A 17,585-nucleotide genomic window follows, 5' to 3' on the forward strand; every position below is an offset into this window, starting at 1 on the left:
CTCAACTAACTTATTCATGCCTGTTCCTTACTGGGTCACTTTCTTTTTTGGTCGAAAGATCTGATCTTGGAACAGGCATATAGTTCCCTAGTTTTTAAATTCTTATCCCGAGCTGGGGTTAATTAAGAAAATTGGTATTATTTTGTCATAAGTTGACGAATATACTTCACCGGGGCACTGCCAAAGCTTAAAAACTCTTCATGAAACGCCTTAAGGTCGAATGCTTCACCAAGCTCCTTTTTCTGTGCTTCACGGAAGTCGTAAATCTCACGATAGCCAGAGTAATAGCTGGTCAGCTGTACTTGACTTAATGTTGCGCGACGCCATTTACCTTCCGCTTCAGCGCGCTCTTGGAAAGCACCATTCATTAACAGGTCTAAGCCCGCTTCTTTGTCTATGCCATTGACTTGAATGTCATAATCTAAAATAGTGTTACAGATAACGCGCAGATTCCATTTGTAGTACATTAACCACATTTCAGGCTCGAAATTGCCATAGCCTTCTTCTAACATCATTCGCTCAGTATAAACTGCCCAGCCTTCGACCATGGCACCATTACCTAAAAGGCTCTTGATCAAAGAAGGGGATTCGTTAGCGTAAACTAACTGAGTATAGTGACCCGGTATTGCCTCATGAATATTGAGGATCTGTAGGATCCAATGGTTGTACTCACGCAAGTATGACTCAGCTTGTTCTTCACTCATTGAGTCAAGGGGAGTGACGTTATAATAGGTGTTTTCTTTTTTGTCATACGGCCCTGGTGCACTGATCGAGGCGCCAGCATAACCACGCATATATTCTGGTGTTTCACGCACAACCAATGGCTTTTCAGGGTCGAGCGTGATTAAATCTTTTTCCTTCACGAACTGCTCAAGCTCTGGAATTTGTGCCTTAATTTCAGAGACAAAATCCTCACGTTTAACGTGTTTGACTGACAGATGTTTGATAAGGGTTGCAATGGCATCTCTGTCTGACTGTGGGCGAGGTGTATCGGCAAAATATTTCGACCACAACTGATCTGTGATCTGCACCATTTCCCCGGTAATGCGGGCTTTATCAGCAAGTGCTTTTTCATACATTTGTTTTGCTGTATACCCTGACTGTATATCAAATGCGAACTTTTCTTCGTATAACTTTTCACCAATTCTAAAGGAGCGCGCGTTGCCGCTTTCACTTAACTCTTTTTCAAGGTTAGTGAGGAAAGAAACATAGCCGTTGATCGCTGATTTGGCAGCTGCAAAGCGTTGTTTGAATAGTGCTTTATCTTCTGCGCTAAGCAATGAAGTCGCTAATTTATCAAGTAACTCATCATTTAATACGCTAAATGCTCCTTGGTTTTGTGAAATCGCAAGTTGGGTATATTCAAGGGTTGGATTATGAATATTACTCTGTGCAGCTTCATAATAGGCGGGAACATATTGAAGGCGCTTTAATACCAGCTTTAACTTTTCATCGTCACTCTTAAAGCGGCTGTTCAAAATAGTAGCAAAGCCATAGGAAACATTGTAAGAAGAAGGATTCCACTGCCAGCTTTTAAACGTTTCGATGTGCCAAATATCGCGCTGTAGGCGATTTTCAATCAAGTGATAGTCGATTTTTTGACTGTTGCTAAGCTGTGATAGGTCGAATTGCTGTAATTTTGCCAGCTGTGTTTTTGAAAACGCAGCATTGGCGTCGCGGCTAGCCTGTGTTGGTATGGTAATTAAGTCGTCATATTTACCGAAACCTGCCCACAAGGAGGCTTCAGGATATTGTTGCCAAAGTTCGTCAATAAACTGCTCTGAAAACTGAGCAAATTGTTGGTTTTTCACCACAGTTTGTTCTTCCGTGAGTGCTACTGTCTTTGTAGAAGAAGACGGCGCGGTGCAGCCAGCTAGGCCCATTGCCATGGCAAGTGCCATACACAAGGCAGTTTTTTTCATTGTTGTGTCCTATTTATTAGTTTTCGTTATCATAACAAGATTTCGCTTTATTTGCTTTGTCTGGCTCATCTAACCACACGGCACCATTGGCCTGTGTCGCAACAATATCGCCCGGGTTATAGATGGGGCAGGACTTCATCGATAAACAGCCACAACCAATACAGCCGTCCACATAGCTACGTAAGCGCTGCATATAGGCGATTTTTTCATCTAGTTTCATTTGCCATGCTGTTGATAATTTTGCCCAGTCTTCTTTGGTTGGTGTTCTTGAATCGGGCAAGGTATCTAACGTATCTTTTATTTCACCAAGGGTGATCCCCATTTTCTGCCCAGCTTTAATAATGGCAATACGACGTAGCACGTCTTTTTTGTAGCGACGTTGATTACCATTGTTACGCCAACTGCGGATCAATCCTTTGTTTTCGTAAAAATGTAATGCAGAAACGGCAACATCTGCTCTGGTTGCAACCTTACCAACACTCAAGTTTGGCTCATCTCTTAATAATTTTTCAGTTTTCATAAAATAGTACTTTACCTCAACTTAAGGTGAGGTTTTAAGGTAGCACCCAATTTATTAATAGTGCAACTGGAATTGAACATTATGAAAACAATCGTTATTTACTCAAGCTCAAACCCAAATGGAAATACTTACCAATCAGCAAAAGCGTTAGCAGAAGAAAAAAGTGCTGAGCTTATCTACCTAGACCGTTACAAAATAGGGGAGTATTGCTACAAACATTCTCACAGCGATGATGACTTTATAAACCTATTTAGATGGGTGCTCGGGTTTGATCATATTATTTTTGCATCACCTGTTTATTGGTATGCCGTAACGCCAAGGATGAAAGCATTTGTTGATAGGATCACGGACTTTATGGATATTGAAGCGCTTAAACCAGAATTAAGAGCCTTGCGCGAAAAACATTTTTCGATCTTATCAACTTCATGCCAAGCACAAGCGCCAGCACCATTTACTGAGATGCTGGTGGGCACATTTGAATATTTAGGTATGACACTACAAGAGCAGCGTCACGTGCATTACCCTTATGCTGATTAATTTTTGTAGATTTTGCTGGGCTAATAGTTTAATGACAGGTGTGTATATCAAGAAGTGTGAGGGTTTTTTAAAGATCGCTGCGTAAAGCAGCTTCTTTGGTGTGGATCTAATCCGATAATAGGCGGTTTATCCGCCGAGCCGTTTTTCTGATTGGGTATTTCATCACCGTGGTTGTGCTTTCGCAACAATGAGTTGGAACATTCCTTATCCAGACCTCAAGTTAAATTATTTTATGCGCGCAAGTGTGTGCTTCCGCGTATGTGGGCAGAGATCAAACTATACCTTAAATTCACTGACCATCTGCGATAGTCGCTGCGACATTTCGCTTAATTGTTGACTTGATGCTTTAGTATGCTCAGCGCCAAGAGCAGTTTGGTTTGCGATAGTTGCAATGCCGCTAATATTGGTTGTCATCTCATTGATGTCTTCAGATTGCTTTTCACTCCACTTGGCGATATCGAGGTTAATATCATTTACGGTTGCGATAGAGTGGTTTATTTGCTCTAGTGCTTGCTTACATTCCAAACTGACTTTAAGGCTTTTCTCGGAAGCTGTACGACAGTTTTGCATCTCTTCAACGGTCGTGGCGACGCCATGGTGTAGACTATTTATAATGGCTTGAATATCATCGGTAGATTGTTGTGTCCGTTGAGCGAGTGTTCTTACCTCATCAGCAACCACGGCAAAACCACGGCCTTGTTCTCCGGCTCTTGCTGCTTCTATGGCTGCGTTTAATGCCAATAAATTGGTTTGTTCTGCTACTTTTTTAATGACATCAAGTACCACACCTATCTCCGTTGATGAGCGCTGCAGGTCTAGCACTGCTTGTTGTGCTGAGTCGACGCTCTGAGAGGCATGGTCTATGACTGATACGTTTTCGTCTACATGCGCCAGTCCTTTAGTGGTAAGTTCTGTTGTTGCCATTACTTTATCAAGGGCGCGTTTAGATTCATGATTGACCGATTGGGCTACCTGATTCAAAGAAAGCATCTGATTTTGTACCGATTCTGTTTCAGTATTTTGCTGGGCAATTCCGGCTTGGATTTGCTCGGTAATACAGGATAATTCCTCTGCTTGAGAGGCTAAAGAGTGCGTATTTCCATTAATATCGTGAAGCACATCACGAAAGTGTGCATTCATGTGGTTAAATGCAATGGCCATTTGTGTAAGTTCATCTCTGCCTTCACTTTTAAGTAAAATTGTCAGATCTTTTTGTGACGAAATGATCCCCATAGTACGGGTAAGCTTGTCCAAAGGCTTGGTAATATTTTTGCTTATCAAGCTAGAGAGGAAAATAAGCAATATAGCGTAGCCGAGGGTTTCCGCGGTCATGGAAATAAGCTGGTCATGAAACTGTGCTTCGACGTCTTCAAGGTAAATGCCAGTGCCGATAGCCCAGTTATAGTGGTTTAGATTAGCAATAAAAGAAAGCTTACTCTCCAGCTTTTGAGTCCCCGGTTTTGGCCATTTATATTGTGCAAACCCCTGTTTGTTTTGATTAGCAATCACAACAAACTGACTAAATGCTTCGCGAATAAAACTCTTGTCATGCCGTACCATCGATGCACCATTGAGTGTTGGCTTGATAGGATGCGTCACCATGTTGCCATGTAGGTCAAACAAGAAAAAGTAACCTGAGTCACCATAGCGCGCTGCATTAATGAGCTTTTTGATTTTTTCTTTTCTTTGTGTTTCGCTAAGAGTTGTCTCAGTGGCAACCATATTAAGTTGCGAAATGGTATTCTCTATTAGATTTTTTGCATGAGTACGTCGTTCTTCAGTTAAACTATCTCGTAAAGCAAGCGCTGAAGAAAGTTTAACGAGGGCAATGATGACAACAGATAAAATTAGGCTAAGCCTGAGTTTACTGGGCACTTTCATTAAACCTAATAATTTATTCATCTGCTTCATGAGATCCCCTAATAACAATGGTTTGATAGTTTTGACAGCGATGTCAATTGGTGGCCGATCATACTGAGAGCAGCGCAAAAATAAATACTCTGAGTAAAGAAGTAATAATCTATCCAGTCACAGAGGTGACTATCTATTTGATAGATAGCTCAAATGTTAACAATGATTTTTTGTAAAGGATTGTGAATGTTGACTGTTGCGAAAATTGGTATAAAGGGGGTTGTTAAGTTTATTCAATAAAAAACTGAGCAGTGAGCTAAAGCAGGATAAATTGATGTAGATCATTGCATAAAGCGCTTGAATCACATTTCGACTTTGTTATACTTCGACGCGAATTTTCAGTTTAAACTGAAAGTTCAAAACTAACTAAGCCCAATTAAAGATCAGGACTATCCGTGCCCTCACACAGCTTTGCTACAGATAAACCAGTCGTTAGTGATACTGCCGTTTCAGGAAGTACCACGTCGCGTGTTTGGTTATTTGGGCGTGTTGCTGCGGTACTTAGCCTGTTAATGGTAGCCAACTCAGTATTATTATTCAGTGGTATGTTAGGTGATGTAGCTGAATTAGAAGCATTATTTGCAGATAATTCGTTACCAGACTCTCTTGTGGTGATGCTCGGAGCGTTTTTGGCTCAGCCTATTTTATCATTACACTTGCTGGTTGGTATTTATTGGTTAGTTTTCCATACTATTTTGCCTACACGCGCTGGCATCGTGCTACGCAAAATGGTATTCGCCTCTACAGAGGCTATACACCCTCAACCGGCGCCCAGCGCACATGGTTGTCGTGCTCCTCCTTTTAGATACCGCTGTCTGTTTGCGTAATCGCAATATTTATACCAATTAGACTTAATACTTGCTCAATTTGAAAGCATAAATCTGACGCCTACAGCGTAAAATTTCTTATTTAGAACAACTAAATAGTAAAATTTTTGCCTTGCCTATATGGATGTAGGTACCTTAGCGACAGCAGGACGCGGTAGCTGAGTTATGGACAAGATTTTCTCGCTTAAAAATAGACCACTTAATCAAGATAATTGGTATTAGATCCAATGTGCTTAATATCAATTTGTCTTAACGCTTGTTCAATTTGAACGAGGACTCCTGACGCTAATTGCGTTAAAAATTGTTTATTTAGAACAACTAAATAGCAAATTTTTTGCGGTGTTATCGACAAAGTGCTCTCGTCTCTAAATCGATCACTTAATTAATCAAATTGGAACAATTTGCACTTTGCAGATCAGCAGTCAGCAATTCACTTTCAATTACATTAATCGGCTACTTATCGTCCTTTTAGAGCGAGTTGTAGGCTTGGTTATGTGATTGTCCGTTTACTGTATCAATCAATTATTTGGTAAATAGGTTAGTGACTGGTATCAACGAAGCGTTTCCCTTCACTAATATATTTCCTAATAGATACAGTGCAATTCGAACTTGTGCAGCGTAGCTCGCACAAATAGATACTCAGCGTGCTTTATAAATAAGCCGCAGCTTATCGTTGAAGGGTAATCAATTGAATAAACGTAGTGTCGTGAATTATGCGCTCGCTTCATTGGGGCTAATGCTCACCGGTTGTAATGGTGGCATTTTGGATCCCAAGGGGCAAATTGGCATGGATGAGAAGTCCTTGATCATCATTGCCACTGTACTGATGTTACTCGTTGTAGTACCAGTTATTATTCTTACCTTATATTTTGCGTGGAAGTACCGAGATGGTCGTGACCACGAAATCTATGCACCTAAATGGGCCCACTCTAACAAAATAGAAGCCGTGGTTTGGACCATTCCGATTGTGATTATTATTGTACTTGGGGTGATCACCTGGCGTTCTACACAATCGCTTGATCCATACAAGCCGTTGGAGGGCAAAGGAGAACATCTCACCGTTCAAGTGGTATCGCTAAACTGGAAGTGGTTATTTATCTATCCAGAGCAAGGCATCGCCAGCGTGAATGAACTGGTGTTTCCAGCGAATGTCCCGGTGGAGTACAAAATCACTTCCGAAAGCACCATGAACTCTTTCTTTATTCCGCAGCTTGGTAGTCAAATCTACTCGATGGCAGGGATGGAAACGCAGCTTCACCTGATTGCTAACGAGCCGGGAACGTTCAACGGTTTTTCTGCCAACTACAGTGGGGCGGGTTTTTCTGGAATGAAGTTCAAAGCCATTGCCACCAAAGACAAAGCAGATTTTGATAACTGGGTTGCCGATGTTAAAGCAAACGGCGACGCCTTAACCGCAGATCGTTACGCGCAGTTGGCAGAGCCTTCAGAATATCACCCCGTTGAGTATTTTGGCTCGGTAGAGCAGGGCTTATTTCACACCATAGTTATGAAGTACATGCAGGGTCATGGCGAAATGAACTATTACGCCAAACCAGAGCATGCTGCGCATTCACATCACGGCAAGGCTGAGGAGTAATTATGTCGTTGTTTGGTAAATTATCCATCGAGGCAATCCCCTATCACGAACCCATCATTATGGTGACGTTAGCCGTGGTGGCGATTGTTGGTCTAATCGTGGCGGCAATGATCACAAAATACAAAAAATGGGGCGTGCTGTGGCACGATTGGATCACTTCAATCGATCATAAACGCCTAGGCGTGATGTACATTATCTTGGCATTAATTATGTTACTGCGTGGTTTTGCCGACGCCATCATGATGCGTACACAGCTGGCCATGGCCACAAGCGGCGCAACCGGTTATCTGCCTCCAGAGCATTATGACCAGATCTTTACCGCACATGGGGTGATCATGATCATCTTTATGGCGATGCCATTTATGATTGGTTTAATGAATATCATCTTGCCACTGCAAATTGGTGCTAGAGATGTTGCCTTTCCGTTTTTGAATAACCTTAGCTTTTGGTTGACAGCGGGTGGGGCTATTTTGATCAATTTATCATTGGCATTTGGTGAGTTTGCAAAAACCGGTTGGGTGGCATATCCGCCCTTGTCGGAGTTGTCGTTTAGTCCGGGTGTTGGGGTTGATTACTATATTTGGGCACTGCAAATATCCGGGCTTGGGACATTGCTCACCGCCGTGAACTTCTTGGTAACCGTATTTAAGATGCGTGCACCTGGCATGACGCTAATGAAAATGCCTATTTTTACTTGGACTTGTACTTGGGCAAATATTCTAGTTGCGGCGTCTTTCCCAATCCTTACTGCATTGCTTGCGATGCTAACGCTTGACCGTTATATGGACTTCCATTTCTTCACCAATGAAGCCGGTGGTAATGCCATGATGTATATCAACCTGTTCTGGGCATGGGGTCACCCTGAAGTGTATATCTTGATCTTGCCTGCGTTTGGGATTTTCTCAGAGGTTATTTCGACTTTTACAGGTAAACGCTTGTTTGGCTATAAGTCGATGGTGTATGCCAGCGGTGCGATTTCTATTTTGGGCTTTATTGTTTGGCTACATCACTTCTTTACTATGGGTTCAAGCGCCAATGTTAATGCTTTCTTTGGGGTCATGACGATGGTCATTGCGGTGCCAACGGGAGTAAAACTCTTTAACTGGCTATTTACCATGTATCGCGGTCGGTTACGGATCACAGTGCCTGTCCTTTGGACGTTAGGGTTTATGGTGACTTTTACCGTAGGTGGGATGACTGGCGTACTGCTTGCAATTCCTGGCGCGGACTATGTGCTGCACAACAGTCTTTTCCTAATTGCACATTTCCATAACACCATTATCGGTGGGGCAGTGTTTGGTTATCTGGCGGGATTTGCTTACTGGTTCCCTAAAGTAATGGGTTACAAGCTTGATGAGCGTTGGGGTAAAGCCTCATTTTGGTGCTGGCTAGTTGGCTTTTTTGTGGCCTTTATGCCGCTTTATGTGCTTGGCTTCTTAGGCATGACACGTCGCCTTAATCATACCAACACGCCAGAGTGGAACATTTGGCTATACATCGCGTGCATTGGTGCCTTTATCATTATGTTTGGGATAGTTTTCCAAGTGGTACAGCTAGTGGTGAGCTACAAAAACCGCGAGCAATTGCAAGACACCACAGGCGATCCGTGGAATGGGCATACGCTTGAGTGGTCTACGGACTCTCCCCCACAGTACTACAACTTCGCGACAACTCCTGTGGTTGACGATATTGACGCTTGGACAGAAATGAAAGAGCAGGAACAGGCATACCAAAAACCTGCACACTATCAGCCTATTCACATGCCAAAAAATACCCCCGCAGGAGTGCTTATCAGTGCGTCATTGACCGCGTTTTGCTTTGCCATGATTTGGCATATTTGGTGGTTAGCGGCGGTGGGATTAGTCAGTGCTATCGCGGTATTTATTAAACGTTGTTACACCCGCGACGTTGATTATTATGTTCAGGTTGACGAGATTGAGCAGATTGAGTCTGCCCACCTTTCTCGTGCATTACAGGAGGGTTAATTCATGAGTGCTATTACTCCCGCTACGCTGCATGCGTTAGAAGATGCTCACGAGCATGCAGACCATGACACAGGTTCAAATACCGTATTTGGTTTTTGGCTATATCTGATGACGGATTGTTTGTTGTTTGCTTCCTTCTTTGCCACTTACGCTGTGTTGTACATGAACACCGCAGGTGGCGTATCTGGCAAAGATATCTTTGAGCTGGGTTTTGTTGCAGTTGAAACCGCAGCCTTACTGTTAAGTAGTATTACTTTTGGTTTTGCCATGATAGCGGCAAACAAACAGAAAAAGTCGCAAACCTTATCTTGGCTTGCGGTGACATTTGCCTTTGGTGCGGTGTTCATTGGCATGGAAGTATATGAATTTCATCACTTAATAGTACACGGTCATGGACCGCAAAATAGTGCTTTTCTGACTTCTTTCTTCTCATTAGTGGGTCTGCACGGCATGCACGTGACGGCAGGCTTGATTTGGATGAGTGTAATGATGATTGAAGTGACACGTCGTGGTCTTAAGCCACAAACGGTAACACGTTTGAGCTGCTTAAGCTTGTTCTGGCACTTTTTAGACATTGTTTGGATCTGTGTATTTACTGTTGTTTATTTAATGGGGGCAATGTAATGAGCCATAGTGGATCTCAAGCGTTAGCACAGACTGATGTTCATAAGCATGAACACGACAGCCACGGTAGTGTGAAGTCGTATCTAATTGGTTTTGTGCTATCCGTTATGTTGACAGCCATTCCTTTTGCTGCCGTGATGAGTGGCAGCTTGTCATCTAGCACGACATTTTGGACGTTAGTGACAGCGGCGTTAGTGCAAATTTGGGTGCATCTAAAGTACTTTTTACACCTGAATTTTGTTACCGAAGAAGGCAAGGCAAGCACGCTTTCCTTTATCTTTAGTGCGTTGATTATTGTGATGGTAGTGGGGCTGTCGGTCTGGATCATCTACGAATCGAACGCCATGATGATGTATTAACAGGAGAGTAGTCATGCTGCGTCGTTATTTTCAGGTGACAAAACCTGGGATCATTATGGGAAACTTGATTTCAGTCGCAGGAGGCTTTTTATTGGCCTCTCGAGGTGAAGTTGATTGGCTGCTATTTACATTGACTCTGCTAGGGCTATCTTTAGTCGTTGCGTCAGGTTGTGTAGTTAACAATGTCATCGACAGGGATATCGATGCGGCAATGGCTCGCACTAAAACTCGCGTGACAGTAACTGGGGAAATTTCCTCAGTTGCTGCACTGTCACATAGTCTGGTACTCGGATTATCTGGCTTTGGGCTCTTAGCCTATTTCACCAATTGGATTGCGCTGGGTTTTGCCGCATTTGGGTTTTTTATTTATGTCGGTGTTTACAGCTTATACATGAAGCGAAACTCAGTGTATGGCACTGTGGTTGGTAGCCTGTCAGGGGCAGTGCCTCCTGTGGTTGGTTACTGCGCAGTAAGCGGGGTATTTGACTCTGGCGCTGCCATTTTATTATTGATGTTTTGTCTTTGGCAAATGCCGCACTCTTACGCCATTGCGATTTTCCGTTTTGACGATTACCGAGCCGCGAATATTCCGGTGCTGCCAGTCGCGCAAGGTGTTGAAAAGGCCAAGCATCATATTGTTTTGTATATCGCCATTTATGCACTGGTGGTGATGTTACTACTGCTTAGCGGCTACACCGGTGTAGCATTTATGGCGGTGGCCTGTACAGCCAGTTTTTGGTGGTTATTGATGGCGCTAAAAGGGTACCAAAGAGACTCAGATTTACATGGTTGGGCGAGGCAAGTATTTGCATTCTCAATAGTCAATATCACAGTCCTAAGTATCGCGATGGCGATTGATAATCACAGCACAGTTTCTGCGATGCTGTACTGATCGCAGATTATCCCAAAGTAACTAAAACCCAAAGGCCCGCAGGGCCTTTTTTCGTTCTTATTTGTTTTACGTCGCTTGCTTTTTACCCATTTTATCTCCATATCAAGCTTATTGAATAGATGAGAAGATAATAATGGATTTAGGGATAGCTGAGGTATTGTTGTTATTTATGGCGATTTTTATCGCGTCCTTTTTACTTTTTAAGGTCGTGCTATGGGCCAAAAAAATGCCAAAAGGCGCCTATTTATTTTTGGCATTGATGCCGCTGATTTCTCTTTTTCCTATTCCACCACCTGTTTTTAAAAATGTCGCGAAAGCCAAACAAGAACAACGTAAAAAAGCCCCCAAATCAGGCGATAAACCTGAGCAATAAGCATAAAGTGGAACCTTCAAATAGCACGCTGTTTAGCTCGTGAATTCTGCTGCCCGCTTGGCCACGCTAGCATCGTGACAGGTATACGCCGTTGAAATAATCCCTTCGCCCAATAGAAACAGGCGCTCGACAGCGGCATCATCAGCGTCGTTGAGCGATTGTTTGAGTAACGCTTTTACCGCAAGTTTGTGCCGCTGGCATAGTTGATTAATTGGACTGGTAAGCTCACCAAATTCTGCCGCTGTGTTAATAAAGTAACAACCACGGAATTCGCCCAGTACCTCCACCTTATTATTAATCCACTGATCTAGCGCCAAGAACAGTTGCTTTTCGAGCATTTCGCTGGTCTGGACATCTTCAAGGCAACCAGATAACCAAGATATAAATTGGTGATGTCGCTGCTCAAGTGTTGCAAGCACCAACGCATCTTTACTCTCAAAATGGTTATACAGAGTCTTTTTAGCGATACCAGATGACTTTAATACTTCGTTAATGCCAATGGCATGAATGCCATGTTGATAGAACAGTTCCATTGCGCAATCGATCAGTTGTTGTCTTTTTGTACTCATCAGTCAGCCATGTTTATTACCGTGATTATAGGTTGACAGAAGTAGACCAACTTGTCTATCATTTGAGAAGTAGACAGATTTGTCTACTTCTTTGAAAGGGAACGTATACAATGAGAGAAATACAACTTGCTTTAATTGCTGGAGCGGGCGCGTTTATCGCCATTGCAATATTGGCGTTTAGTCAAACGATAAGTGCTGAGTATATTTTTTTAATGGCACCTTTAGGCGCTACTGCAGTGCTGGTGTTCGGTGTGCCAAAAAGCCCACTAGCGCAGCCTAAAAACGTTATTTTTGGACATATTATTACTGCAACAATTGGAATTATTTTTGCGCAATATATTGGTGTAAATGAACTCACCTTGGCAGCTGCAACAGGCGTTGGAGTATTTGGTATGTTGGCAACAAAAACGACGCATCCGCCAGCTGGGGCAAATCCCATATTGATAATGCTAGCAATGGAAGGGTGGAGTTTTTTATTTACGCCAGTCATCACTGGTGCTGTGATCTTAGTGCTGGTAGGCAAAGCGACTTTACTATTCACAAATAAGCTTAACGTAGCAACTTGACGCGAATTAAACTCAGTAGCACTTTAATCGACGTGCGGGGTTATGATAGCCTGCAGTTTTTATAATAGTTCGTTTACTGCATACAATTGGTATAGACTACACCTAAGAAAACGTCTCAATAATTCAAGTAACTTTTAGTTATTTGATACTAAACGAACAGTTGATGTTTGTTGGTAATAATAACAATAATAAACCTTACATGGAGTAGATGTAGTTTGGAGCGAATTCAATTTGGTCAATTTCTGTTTGATACGGGGTCATATGAGTTAACGTGCGAGGGTGAAGTGATTGTACTTGATCCCAGAACGGTATCATTATTGCTATTTCTGCTAGACAACCCCAAGCGGATAATCACACGCGATGAACTACAAACGGTGATTTGGCAGGGTGTAATTGTGACCGATAATGCCATCAATAAATTAGTCGCTAACTTACGCAAAACACTCAATGATGACCCTAAATCCCCACAGTATATTCAAACCGTACCCAAGCAAGGCTATCGTTTTATTGCTGAGGCGTCTGTACTTAAAGATGTAAAATCCCACCTCGATACTGATCAAAAAAGCGTTAAGTCAAACTACGTAGTTAAGGGGCTTGCCAGCTTATTAGTTTGTTTGTTGGCTGTTGTATTGGTGATGCTGAACAGCCGAGCATCTTCAGAGCTAAATTATAATGAAAATAATGTGTTAACTAGAGTAATGGGGGCTAAACGGAGTCTGGTCGTAGCACCTAGTGGGGAGTCAGTTAGTTTTCTCAATGACACTCGAGGTAAGGGGAATACACTTTGGGTCAAGCGCCTCAATGATCAGTATGATGATGTCGGTACACAGGTTGCAAGTGGCGCATACTATATTGATGCTTTAGTTGCACAGACTTCTACTCACCTGATTTTTACGGGATACCAAGAAGAGCAATGCGGTTGGTTCAAAGTCCCCTTTGCTGAGGGAACGCGAACTCTCGCCGCTGGCAAGGCACAACTGCTTGGTTGTAATAAATTAGTGTCTCATCAATTTACTTATGATACGCGGCAGGACGTGATCTGGCTGCTAGGGCACCCGAAGCAACACGAACATCAAAACACGTTATTCAAGGTTGACTTCACGACAGGGTTAGAACCTATTAATGTAACATTGCCTAAAGGATGGCAGTTTATTTCTCTTGACCTTAAAGCTGACTCGAGTGAGCTACTACTTATAGCTCACAACAGTCAAGGAATAAGTCAGTTCTTTACGTTTGATACCACTTCTCACACATTAACCGCATTGGGGAGCACTCATCAGCAAATTGAGTTTGGTATATGGGGACATGAGAGTGACCAAGTGATTGTGGTTTCTGCATCAAAGCCAACTCAACTGCAATCTATTAATGTACAAAAAGGTTCTGAACGTACGCTCGCGAGTTTAACGGATCGAATTTGCTGTGAGCTAGCACGCCATCCAAATAATAAAGATTATGTGTACTCAACATACGACAAAAACATAGACCTTAATTGGCGACTTACCGGTTTTGAATTAGACAATAGTAACGGCAACGAGAGACTTCCTGCGTTCGCTAATAAGCAAATAGGGATCTACTTTACTTCGAACCGTGCCGGTGGCAACCATATTTATTTCCAAGCACCAGCACAACGTGCGGCGCAAGTGATTATGATGGATGAGCATATGCGGCTGCGAGAGTTGGCAGTATCTCCAGATGATAAGTTATTGCTGGTGAATCATAATAATCATCAGCTATGGATAGTGGATAGCGAACGAAAAAATGTGCTCCATCAGACCTCTTTAGATGGTTATGGTTTTGCTCAGTCTTGGATTAATAACACTTTATTTGCTGTTACGGTAAAACAGAAAACGTCCCGCAGTGTGCGAGTATATAATCGGCAGTTACAGCTGGTGGCAGAGTTGCCACCATCGTGGATGCGTATTATGCCAGATAGAGCAAATAGAGAAGTTATATATGTCTATAATCAAGACAAAAACGTATACCGCTTTACATTGGCTGATTTACTCAATGGGCAAATGCAAAAAGGGGTTCAGCTTGGAGAAGTTGAGCATTTTCATCAAGGTATAGTCGAAGATAGCGTGTTATATGCAAGCGACCACATAGAGGCAGAATTAACAATTTATAAACTCAATGACCGTCACCTACAATTTTTAAGTCAAAACCCATTTGATGGGTATTATGGTTTCGATGTAAAGGACGGTCAGTTAATTTATGCGAGCACTCGGGTGTTTAGTAGCGACTTATATACCACTCAAGCGCGTTAGCGAGTCTGCTCTTACCATCTATAGGTATATGCTAATTTGATTGCGGTTTCATCCGTATTTTCAGTACGTTCATGCCAGCCATCTTCTATGTTATAACCTCGGTTGATACTGGCTATATAAACTTCGTCTGGTGATGGCTCGAAGCGTATGCGACTGAAAATAGAGAAGTTATTGGTCTGATCATTGTGCTGTAATAATGTATTCCAAGACCATTCTCTGTTAAAGGCTAGATTAACACTAAGTCTGGTATTAAAAAGTTGGTCATTGATGCCATCTTTTTGATAATAATACATATTGCGACTTACATTTAAAAATAGATGCTTATTTGGACGATAATTCAAATCTAGGCTAATGCGTTCAAACTCGGCATCATAAAAACTCCCTGTTAAAAATCGTGAAGTTACATAAAGGGGCCTGTTATTGGCACTTCTGATGTACAGTTCATTTTGAATATAATCATATTCTTGCGGCATAAAAGTGAGCTTATCCGTAAACCTGAATGGTTTTGTTAAGATCCTTTGATAGCGGTTATGACTGAAAAAGAAGTGATCATTATTTTTTAAATCAATTTGCAGTGGTCGTAAAAAAAGGCTTTGCCCTTGTCGGTTGCCTTGGGTGTCTTCCCAAAGATAATAAAATCCAGTAAATTGGTAGTAGTTAATGTTATCTGCTAACCACCCCGACTGTGGCCTTATTCGATAGTGGTTTATCGCCTCGTAAAATTGAAGATCCTTCCTATTTACAAAGCCTAAAGCAGGGTTAAAATCTTTACCTATATATTGATACCGACTACGAAGATAAAATGTGTCATTTGGCAGCTCTATTGATCCCCCGTAAGACTTGTTATCCTCATTGGTTATCTCCTCTGTTGAAACGGCTTCCGTTTCTTGATAGTAAGCGTGAGTGACGAAGGGGTATTGATCAAGCATATTGCCTTGGACGCGATAGTCTGCGCCTACTAATCTTCTTTGGGCTTGGCCATCAGGGCTACCATTGGTTACAATAGCACCAATTTGATGCTGCTGTGCAATTTGCTGTGTCACACGGGCGACACTAAGCTGTGTTTCTTCGGATTGATTACCATCTTGTTCTTGATTTACGCTTAAAATACCTAAGCGAGTATTACCAATCTGCCCTGTTAATTTGGTGCCCCAATTGATATCTAGAATACCTGATTGTCGGCCCTGTCCGATACGTCGTGAGTAAAAAGGCATACCATTGGCGTGGCTATCTCCCATACCACCAAATCGAAAAATTTGACTGTCCTGTAGAAAGAAATCGCGTTTTTCAGTGAAGTACTGAGAGTATTGAGTCATATTGAGCGGTACTTGATCTACCTCTGTGCCTGAGAAGTCAGTATTGAGTGTCAGCATCGCAGAGAGATTTGGTGTCACTTTGTAGAGTATGTCCAACGCTGGTGTGAGTTTACTGTCATCGTCATTGCCTTTTAGTGCCAAGCTCGGTTTTACCTCTACTCCCAAGCCTTGCTTTAAGCCTTCAAGCCCTTCAATGGGGGCGAGCTGGTTAGTATGCCAAGCGAAGTTACTCGGGTTATTAAGGTTCCAATAAATTTGTGTATTAGGGTTGGCTACGCGGTGCCTGAGCTGCAAGCCCCATTGTTTAGCACCTTGCTCAAACGAAATTGATTGCATTGGAATAGCAATTTCTACAGACCATTTATCTTCTTCGATGTGTGTTTTAGCAAACCAAAGAGTTTTCCATTGGGCAATATAATTGGTACCGTCAACTAAACCATCTTCTTTAACACCTGAAGGAGTGACATGGAATAGATAAGCGTCTGCTCTGTCAAAATTAGTGTCTAGAATAAGTCCAAAATAATCCTCATCCCACATGTATTCGCCTTGCGTCAACACTCGGTCGGTTAACGAGGCTTTAGGCTGATAAATCGTCGCCGCAACGTAGAAGTAATCACTATCGTAGCTGATATAAGCCTCAATATTATGATCTGGGGTATTGCCGACATTGGGTCTAAACACAACGAAGTCATTGATGTGTTGTGCCTCCTGCCATTCATGTTCTGAAAGCTTACCGTCAATGGTGGGTTTTTTTGTAACCTTTGGGATAAAGGTTGGGGGTTGAGTAAATTGCTGCCAATTCGCTTGGACGTTAAACGAGCTAAAGACTGATAGCAGGGTGATTATGGCAACACATTGTTTAGCATTAACTAGATTTATCATTGTTATTTTCTCTGATCACAATATCTATTCATCATGCTGCAGCCTTTGTAAAAAGAAGTGATTAAGCAGCGAAATAAGATGACAAAGTAGTGATTTTTTATGATGAAAATATGCCTAGCGTATTGAAAATATTAAAAATAATTAAAGGCATGTAAAAGTAGAGAGCTACAGCTCGACGGGGTGATTAGGTGCTACTAATCTTGACCTTAAATTTGAATTTGCTGTAATTTCATTCCCTTACACGTTTAAAGCTCGGTAAAAGCTTCTCTTTCTCTCGTCAGCGCGTTTGAGTGGGTACTATTTCGTATTTTTTTATTCATAGCTTAGCTAAGGGCTATAAATTACGCATCGCGGACTTATTGAGCGTTCGTTAATCAATCTAAAACGAACCGTGGGAGTTAAAATAAAAGTATATAAAACAGCAGATTAATATTTTTCACG

The 17,585-nt window shown here is 42.2% G+C and carries 15 protein-coding genes; 10 read left to right on the forward strand and 5 right to left on the reverse strand.

The window, feature by feature from the left end; genetic code table 11:
* Nucleotides 1–137: 137 nt before the first annotated feature.
* Nucleotides 138–1,922: a DUF885 domain-containing protein gene (locus tag F9Y84_RS15825; RefSeq protein ID WP_147391354.1), complete on the reverse strand. Its 1,785-nt coding sequence runs from the start codon at nt 1,920–1,922 to the stop codon at nt 138–140.
* 16 nt (nt 1,923–1,938) lie between these two features.
* Nucleotides 1,939–2,442: a redox-sensitive transcriptional activator SoxR gene (gene soxR, locus F9Y84_RS15830; RefSeq protein WP_147391355.1), complete on the reverse strand. Its 504-nt coding sequence runs from the start codon at nt 2,440–2,442 to the stop codon at nt 1,939–1,941.
* Between the two features lie 81 nt (nt 2,443–2,523).
* Between soxR and F9Y84_RS15835 the strand changes: the two genes are divergently transcribed.
* Entirely contained in the window at nt 2,524–2,979 is a 456-nt protein-coding gene (locus F9Y84_RS15835; RefSeq protein ID WP_125253819.1) for a flavodoxin family protein, read from the forward strand.
* A 276-nt stretch (nt 2,980–3,255) separates the two neighbouring features.
* On the opposite strand, the gene F9Y84_RS15840 is transcribed toward F9Y84_RS15835, so the two are convergent.
* A complete protein-coding gene (locus F9Y84_RS15840) occupies nt 3,256–4,890 on the reverse strand; it encodes a methyl-accepting chemotaxis protein (RefSeq protein ID WP_147391356.1) in 1,635 nt (544 codons plus the stop codon).
* 395 nt (nt 4,891–5,285) lie between these two features.
* Between F9Y84_RS15840 and F9Y84_RS15845 the strand changes: the two genes are divergently transcribed.
* The 7 genes from F9Y84_RS15845 (at nt 5,286) to F9Y84_RS15875 (ending at nt 11,547) form a co-directional block, all read left to right on the forward strand.
* On the forward strand, nt 5,286–5,717 hold the full coding sequence (locus F9Y84_RS15845; protein WP_225740695.1) for a hypothetical protein: 432 nt from the start codon (nt 5,286–5,288) through the stop codon (nt 5,715–5,717).
* A 736-nt stretch (nt 5,718–6,453) separates the two neighbouring features.
* Complete coding sequence (gene cyoA / locus F9Y84_RS15850; RefSeq protein ID WP_373865576.1) at nt 6,454–7,314, forward strand: ubiquinol oxidase subunit II; 861 nt, start codon at nt 6,454–6,456, stop codon at nt 7,312–7,314.
* 2 nt (nt 7,315–7,316) lie between these two features.
* Nucleotides 7,317–9,299, forward strand: coding sequence for a cytochrome o ubiquinol oxidase subunit I (gene cyoB, locus F9Y84_RS15855; protein ID WP_147389093.1), 1,983 nt, complete (start codon nt 7,317–7,319; stop codon nt 9,297–9,299).
* Between the two features lie 3 nt (nt 9,300–9,302).
* Nucleotides 9,303–9,923, forward strand: coding sequence for a cytochrome o ubiquinol oxidase subunit III (gene cyoC / locus F9Y84_RS15860; RefSeq protein ID WP_128732181.1), 621 nt, complete (start codon nt 9,303–9,305; stop codon nt 9,921–9,923).
* The gene (gene cyoD / locus F9Y84_RS15865; RefSeq protein WP_128732182.1) at nt 9,923–10,282 is read left to right on the forward strand and encodes a cytochrome o ubiquinol oxidase subunit IV; all 360 of its coding nucleotides are present in this window, start codon (nt 9,923–9,925) and stop codon (nt 10,280–10,282) included. The genes cyoC and cyoD overlap by 1 nt, the downstream gene beginning before the upstream one ends.
* Before the next feature lie 13 nt (nt 10,283–10,295).
* Nucleotides 10,296–11,174, forward strand: coding sequence for a heme o synthase (gene cyoE, locus F9Y84_RS15870; RefSeq protein WP_147389094.1), 879 nt, complete (start codon nt 10,296–10,298; stop codon nt 11,172–11,174).
* A gap of 133 nt (nt 11,175–11,307) precedes the next feature.
* A complete protein-coding gene (locus tag F9Y84_RS15875) occupies nt 11,308–11,547 on the forward strand; it encodes a hypothetical protein (RefSeq protein WP_125253825.1) in 240 nt (79 codons plus the stop codon).
* A 32-nt stretch (nt 11,548–11,579) separates the two neighbouring features.
* Here F9Y84_RS15875 and F9Y84_RS15880 read toward each other — a convergent pair whose 3' ends face one another.
* Entirely contained in the window at nt 11,580–12,116 is a 537-nt protein-coding gene (locus tag F9Y84_RS15880; RefSeq protein ID WP_147389095.1) for a TetR/AcrR family transcriptional regulator, read from the reverse strand.
* A gap of 110 nt (nt 12,117–12,226) precedes the next feature.
* Here F9Y84_RS15880 and F9Y84_RS15885 point away from each other — a divergent pair, with 110 nt between their 5' ends.
* On the forward strand, nt 12,227–12,682 hold the full coding sequence (locus F9Y84_RS15885; RefSeq protein ID WP_147389096.1) for an HPP family protein: 456 nt from the start codon (nt 12,227–12,229) through the stop codon (nt 12,680–12,682).
* Between the two features lie 215 nt (nt 12,683–12,897).
* On the forward strand, nt 12,898–14,946 hold the full coding sequence (locus F9Y84_RS15890) for a winged helix-turn-helix domain-containing protein (RefSeq protein WP_167508222.1): 2,049 nt from the start codon (nt 12,898–12,900) through the stop codon (nt 14,944–14,946).
* 11 nt (nt 14,947–14,957) lie between these two features.
* Here F9Y84_RS15890 and F9Y84_RS15895 read toward each other — a convergent pair whose 3' ends face one another.
* The gene (locus F9Y84_RS15895) at nt 14,958–17,144 is read right to left on the reverse strand and encodes a carbohydrate binding family 9 domain-containing protein (protein ID WP_147389098.1); all 2,187 of its coding nucleotides are present in this window, start codon (nt 17,142–17,144) and stop codon (nt 14,958–14,960) included.
* Between the last annotated feature and the right edge of the window lie 441 nt (nt 17,145–17,585).

Origin of the sequence: Pseudoalteromonas peptidolytica, from assembly GCF_012641745.1 — a bacterium.
Lineage (GTDB): Bacteria > Pseudomonadota > Gammaproteobacteria > Enterobacterales > Alteromonadaceae > Pseudoalteromonas > Pseudoalteromonas peptidolytica.

Excerpts from the sequence above, each read along its gene's own strand:
- F9Y84_RS15835 (WP_125253819.1), top strand. The coding sequence starts at position 2,524 with ATGAAAACAATCGTTATTTACTCAAGCTCAAACCCAAATGGAAATACT.
- F9Y84_RS15885 (WP_147389096.1), top strand. The coding sequence starts at position 12,227 with ATGAGAGAAATACAACTTGCTTTAATTGCTGGAGCGGGCGCGTTTATC.
- cyoA (WP_373865576.1), top strand. The coding sequence starts at position 6,454 with ATGCTCACCGGTTGTAATGGTGGCATTTTGGATCCCAAGGGGCAAATT.
- cyoE (WP_147389094.1), top strand. The coding sequence starts at position 10,296 with ATGCTGCGTCGTTATTTTCAGGTGACAAAACCTGGGATCATTATGGGA.
- cyoB (WP_147389093.1), top strand. The coding sequence starts at position 7,317 with ATGTCGTTGTTTGGTAAATTATCCATCGAGGCAATCCCCTATCACGAA.
- F9Y84_RS15875 (WP_125253825.1), top strand. The coding sequence starts at position 11,308 with ATGGATTTAGGGATAGCTGAGGTATTGTTGTTATTTATGGCGATTTTT.
- F9Y84_RS15825 (WP_147391354.1), bottom strand. The coding sequence starts at position 1,922 with ATGAAAAAAACTGCCTTGTGTATGGCACTTGCCATGGCAATGGGCCTA.
- cyoD (WP_128732182.1), top strand. The coding sequence starts at position 9,923 with ATGAGCCATAGTGGATCTCAAGCGTTAGCACAGACTGATGTTCATAAG.
- F9Y84_RS15880 (WP_147389095.1), bottom strand. The coding sequence starts at position 12,116 with ATGAGTACAAAAAGACAACAACTGATCGATTGCGCAATGGAACTGTTC.
- F9Y84_RS15895 (WP_147389098.1), bottom strand. The coding sequence starts at position 17,144 with ATGATAAATCTAGTTAATGCTAAACAATGTGTTGCCATAATCACCCTG.
- soxR (WP_147391355.1), bottom strand. The coding sequence starts at position 2,442 with ATGAAAACTGAAAAATTATTAAGAGATGAGCCAAACTTGAGTGTTGGT.
- cyoC (WP_128732181.1), top strand. The coding sequence starts at position 9,303 with ATGAGTGCTATTACTCCCGCTACGCTGCATGCGTTAGAAGATGCTCAC.
- F9Y84_RS15840 (WP_147391356.1), bottom strand. The coding sequence starts at position 4,890 with ATGAAGCAGATGAATAAATTATTAGGTTTAATGAAAGTGCCCAGTAAA.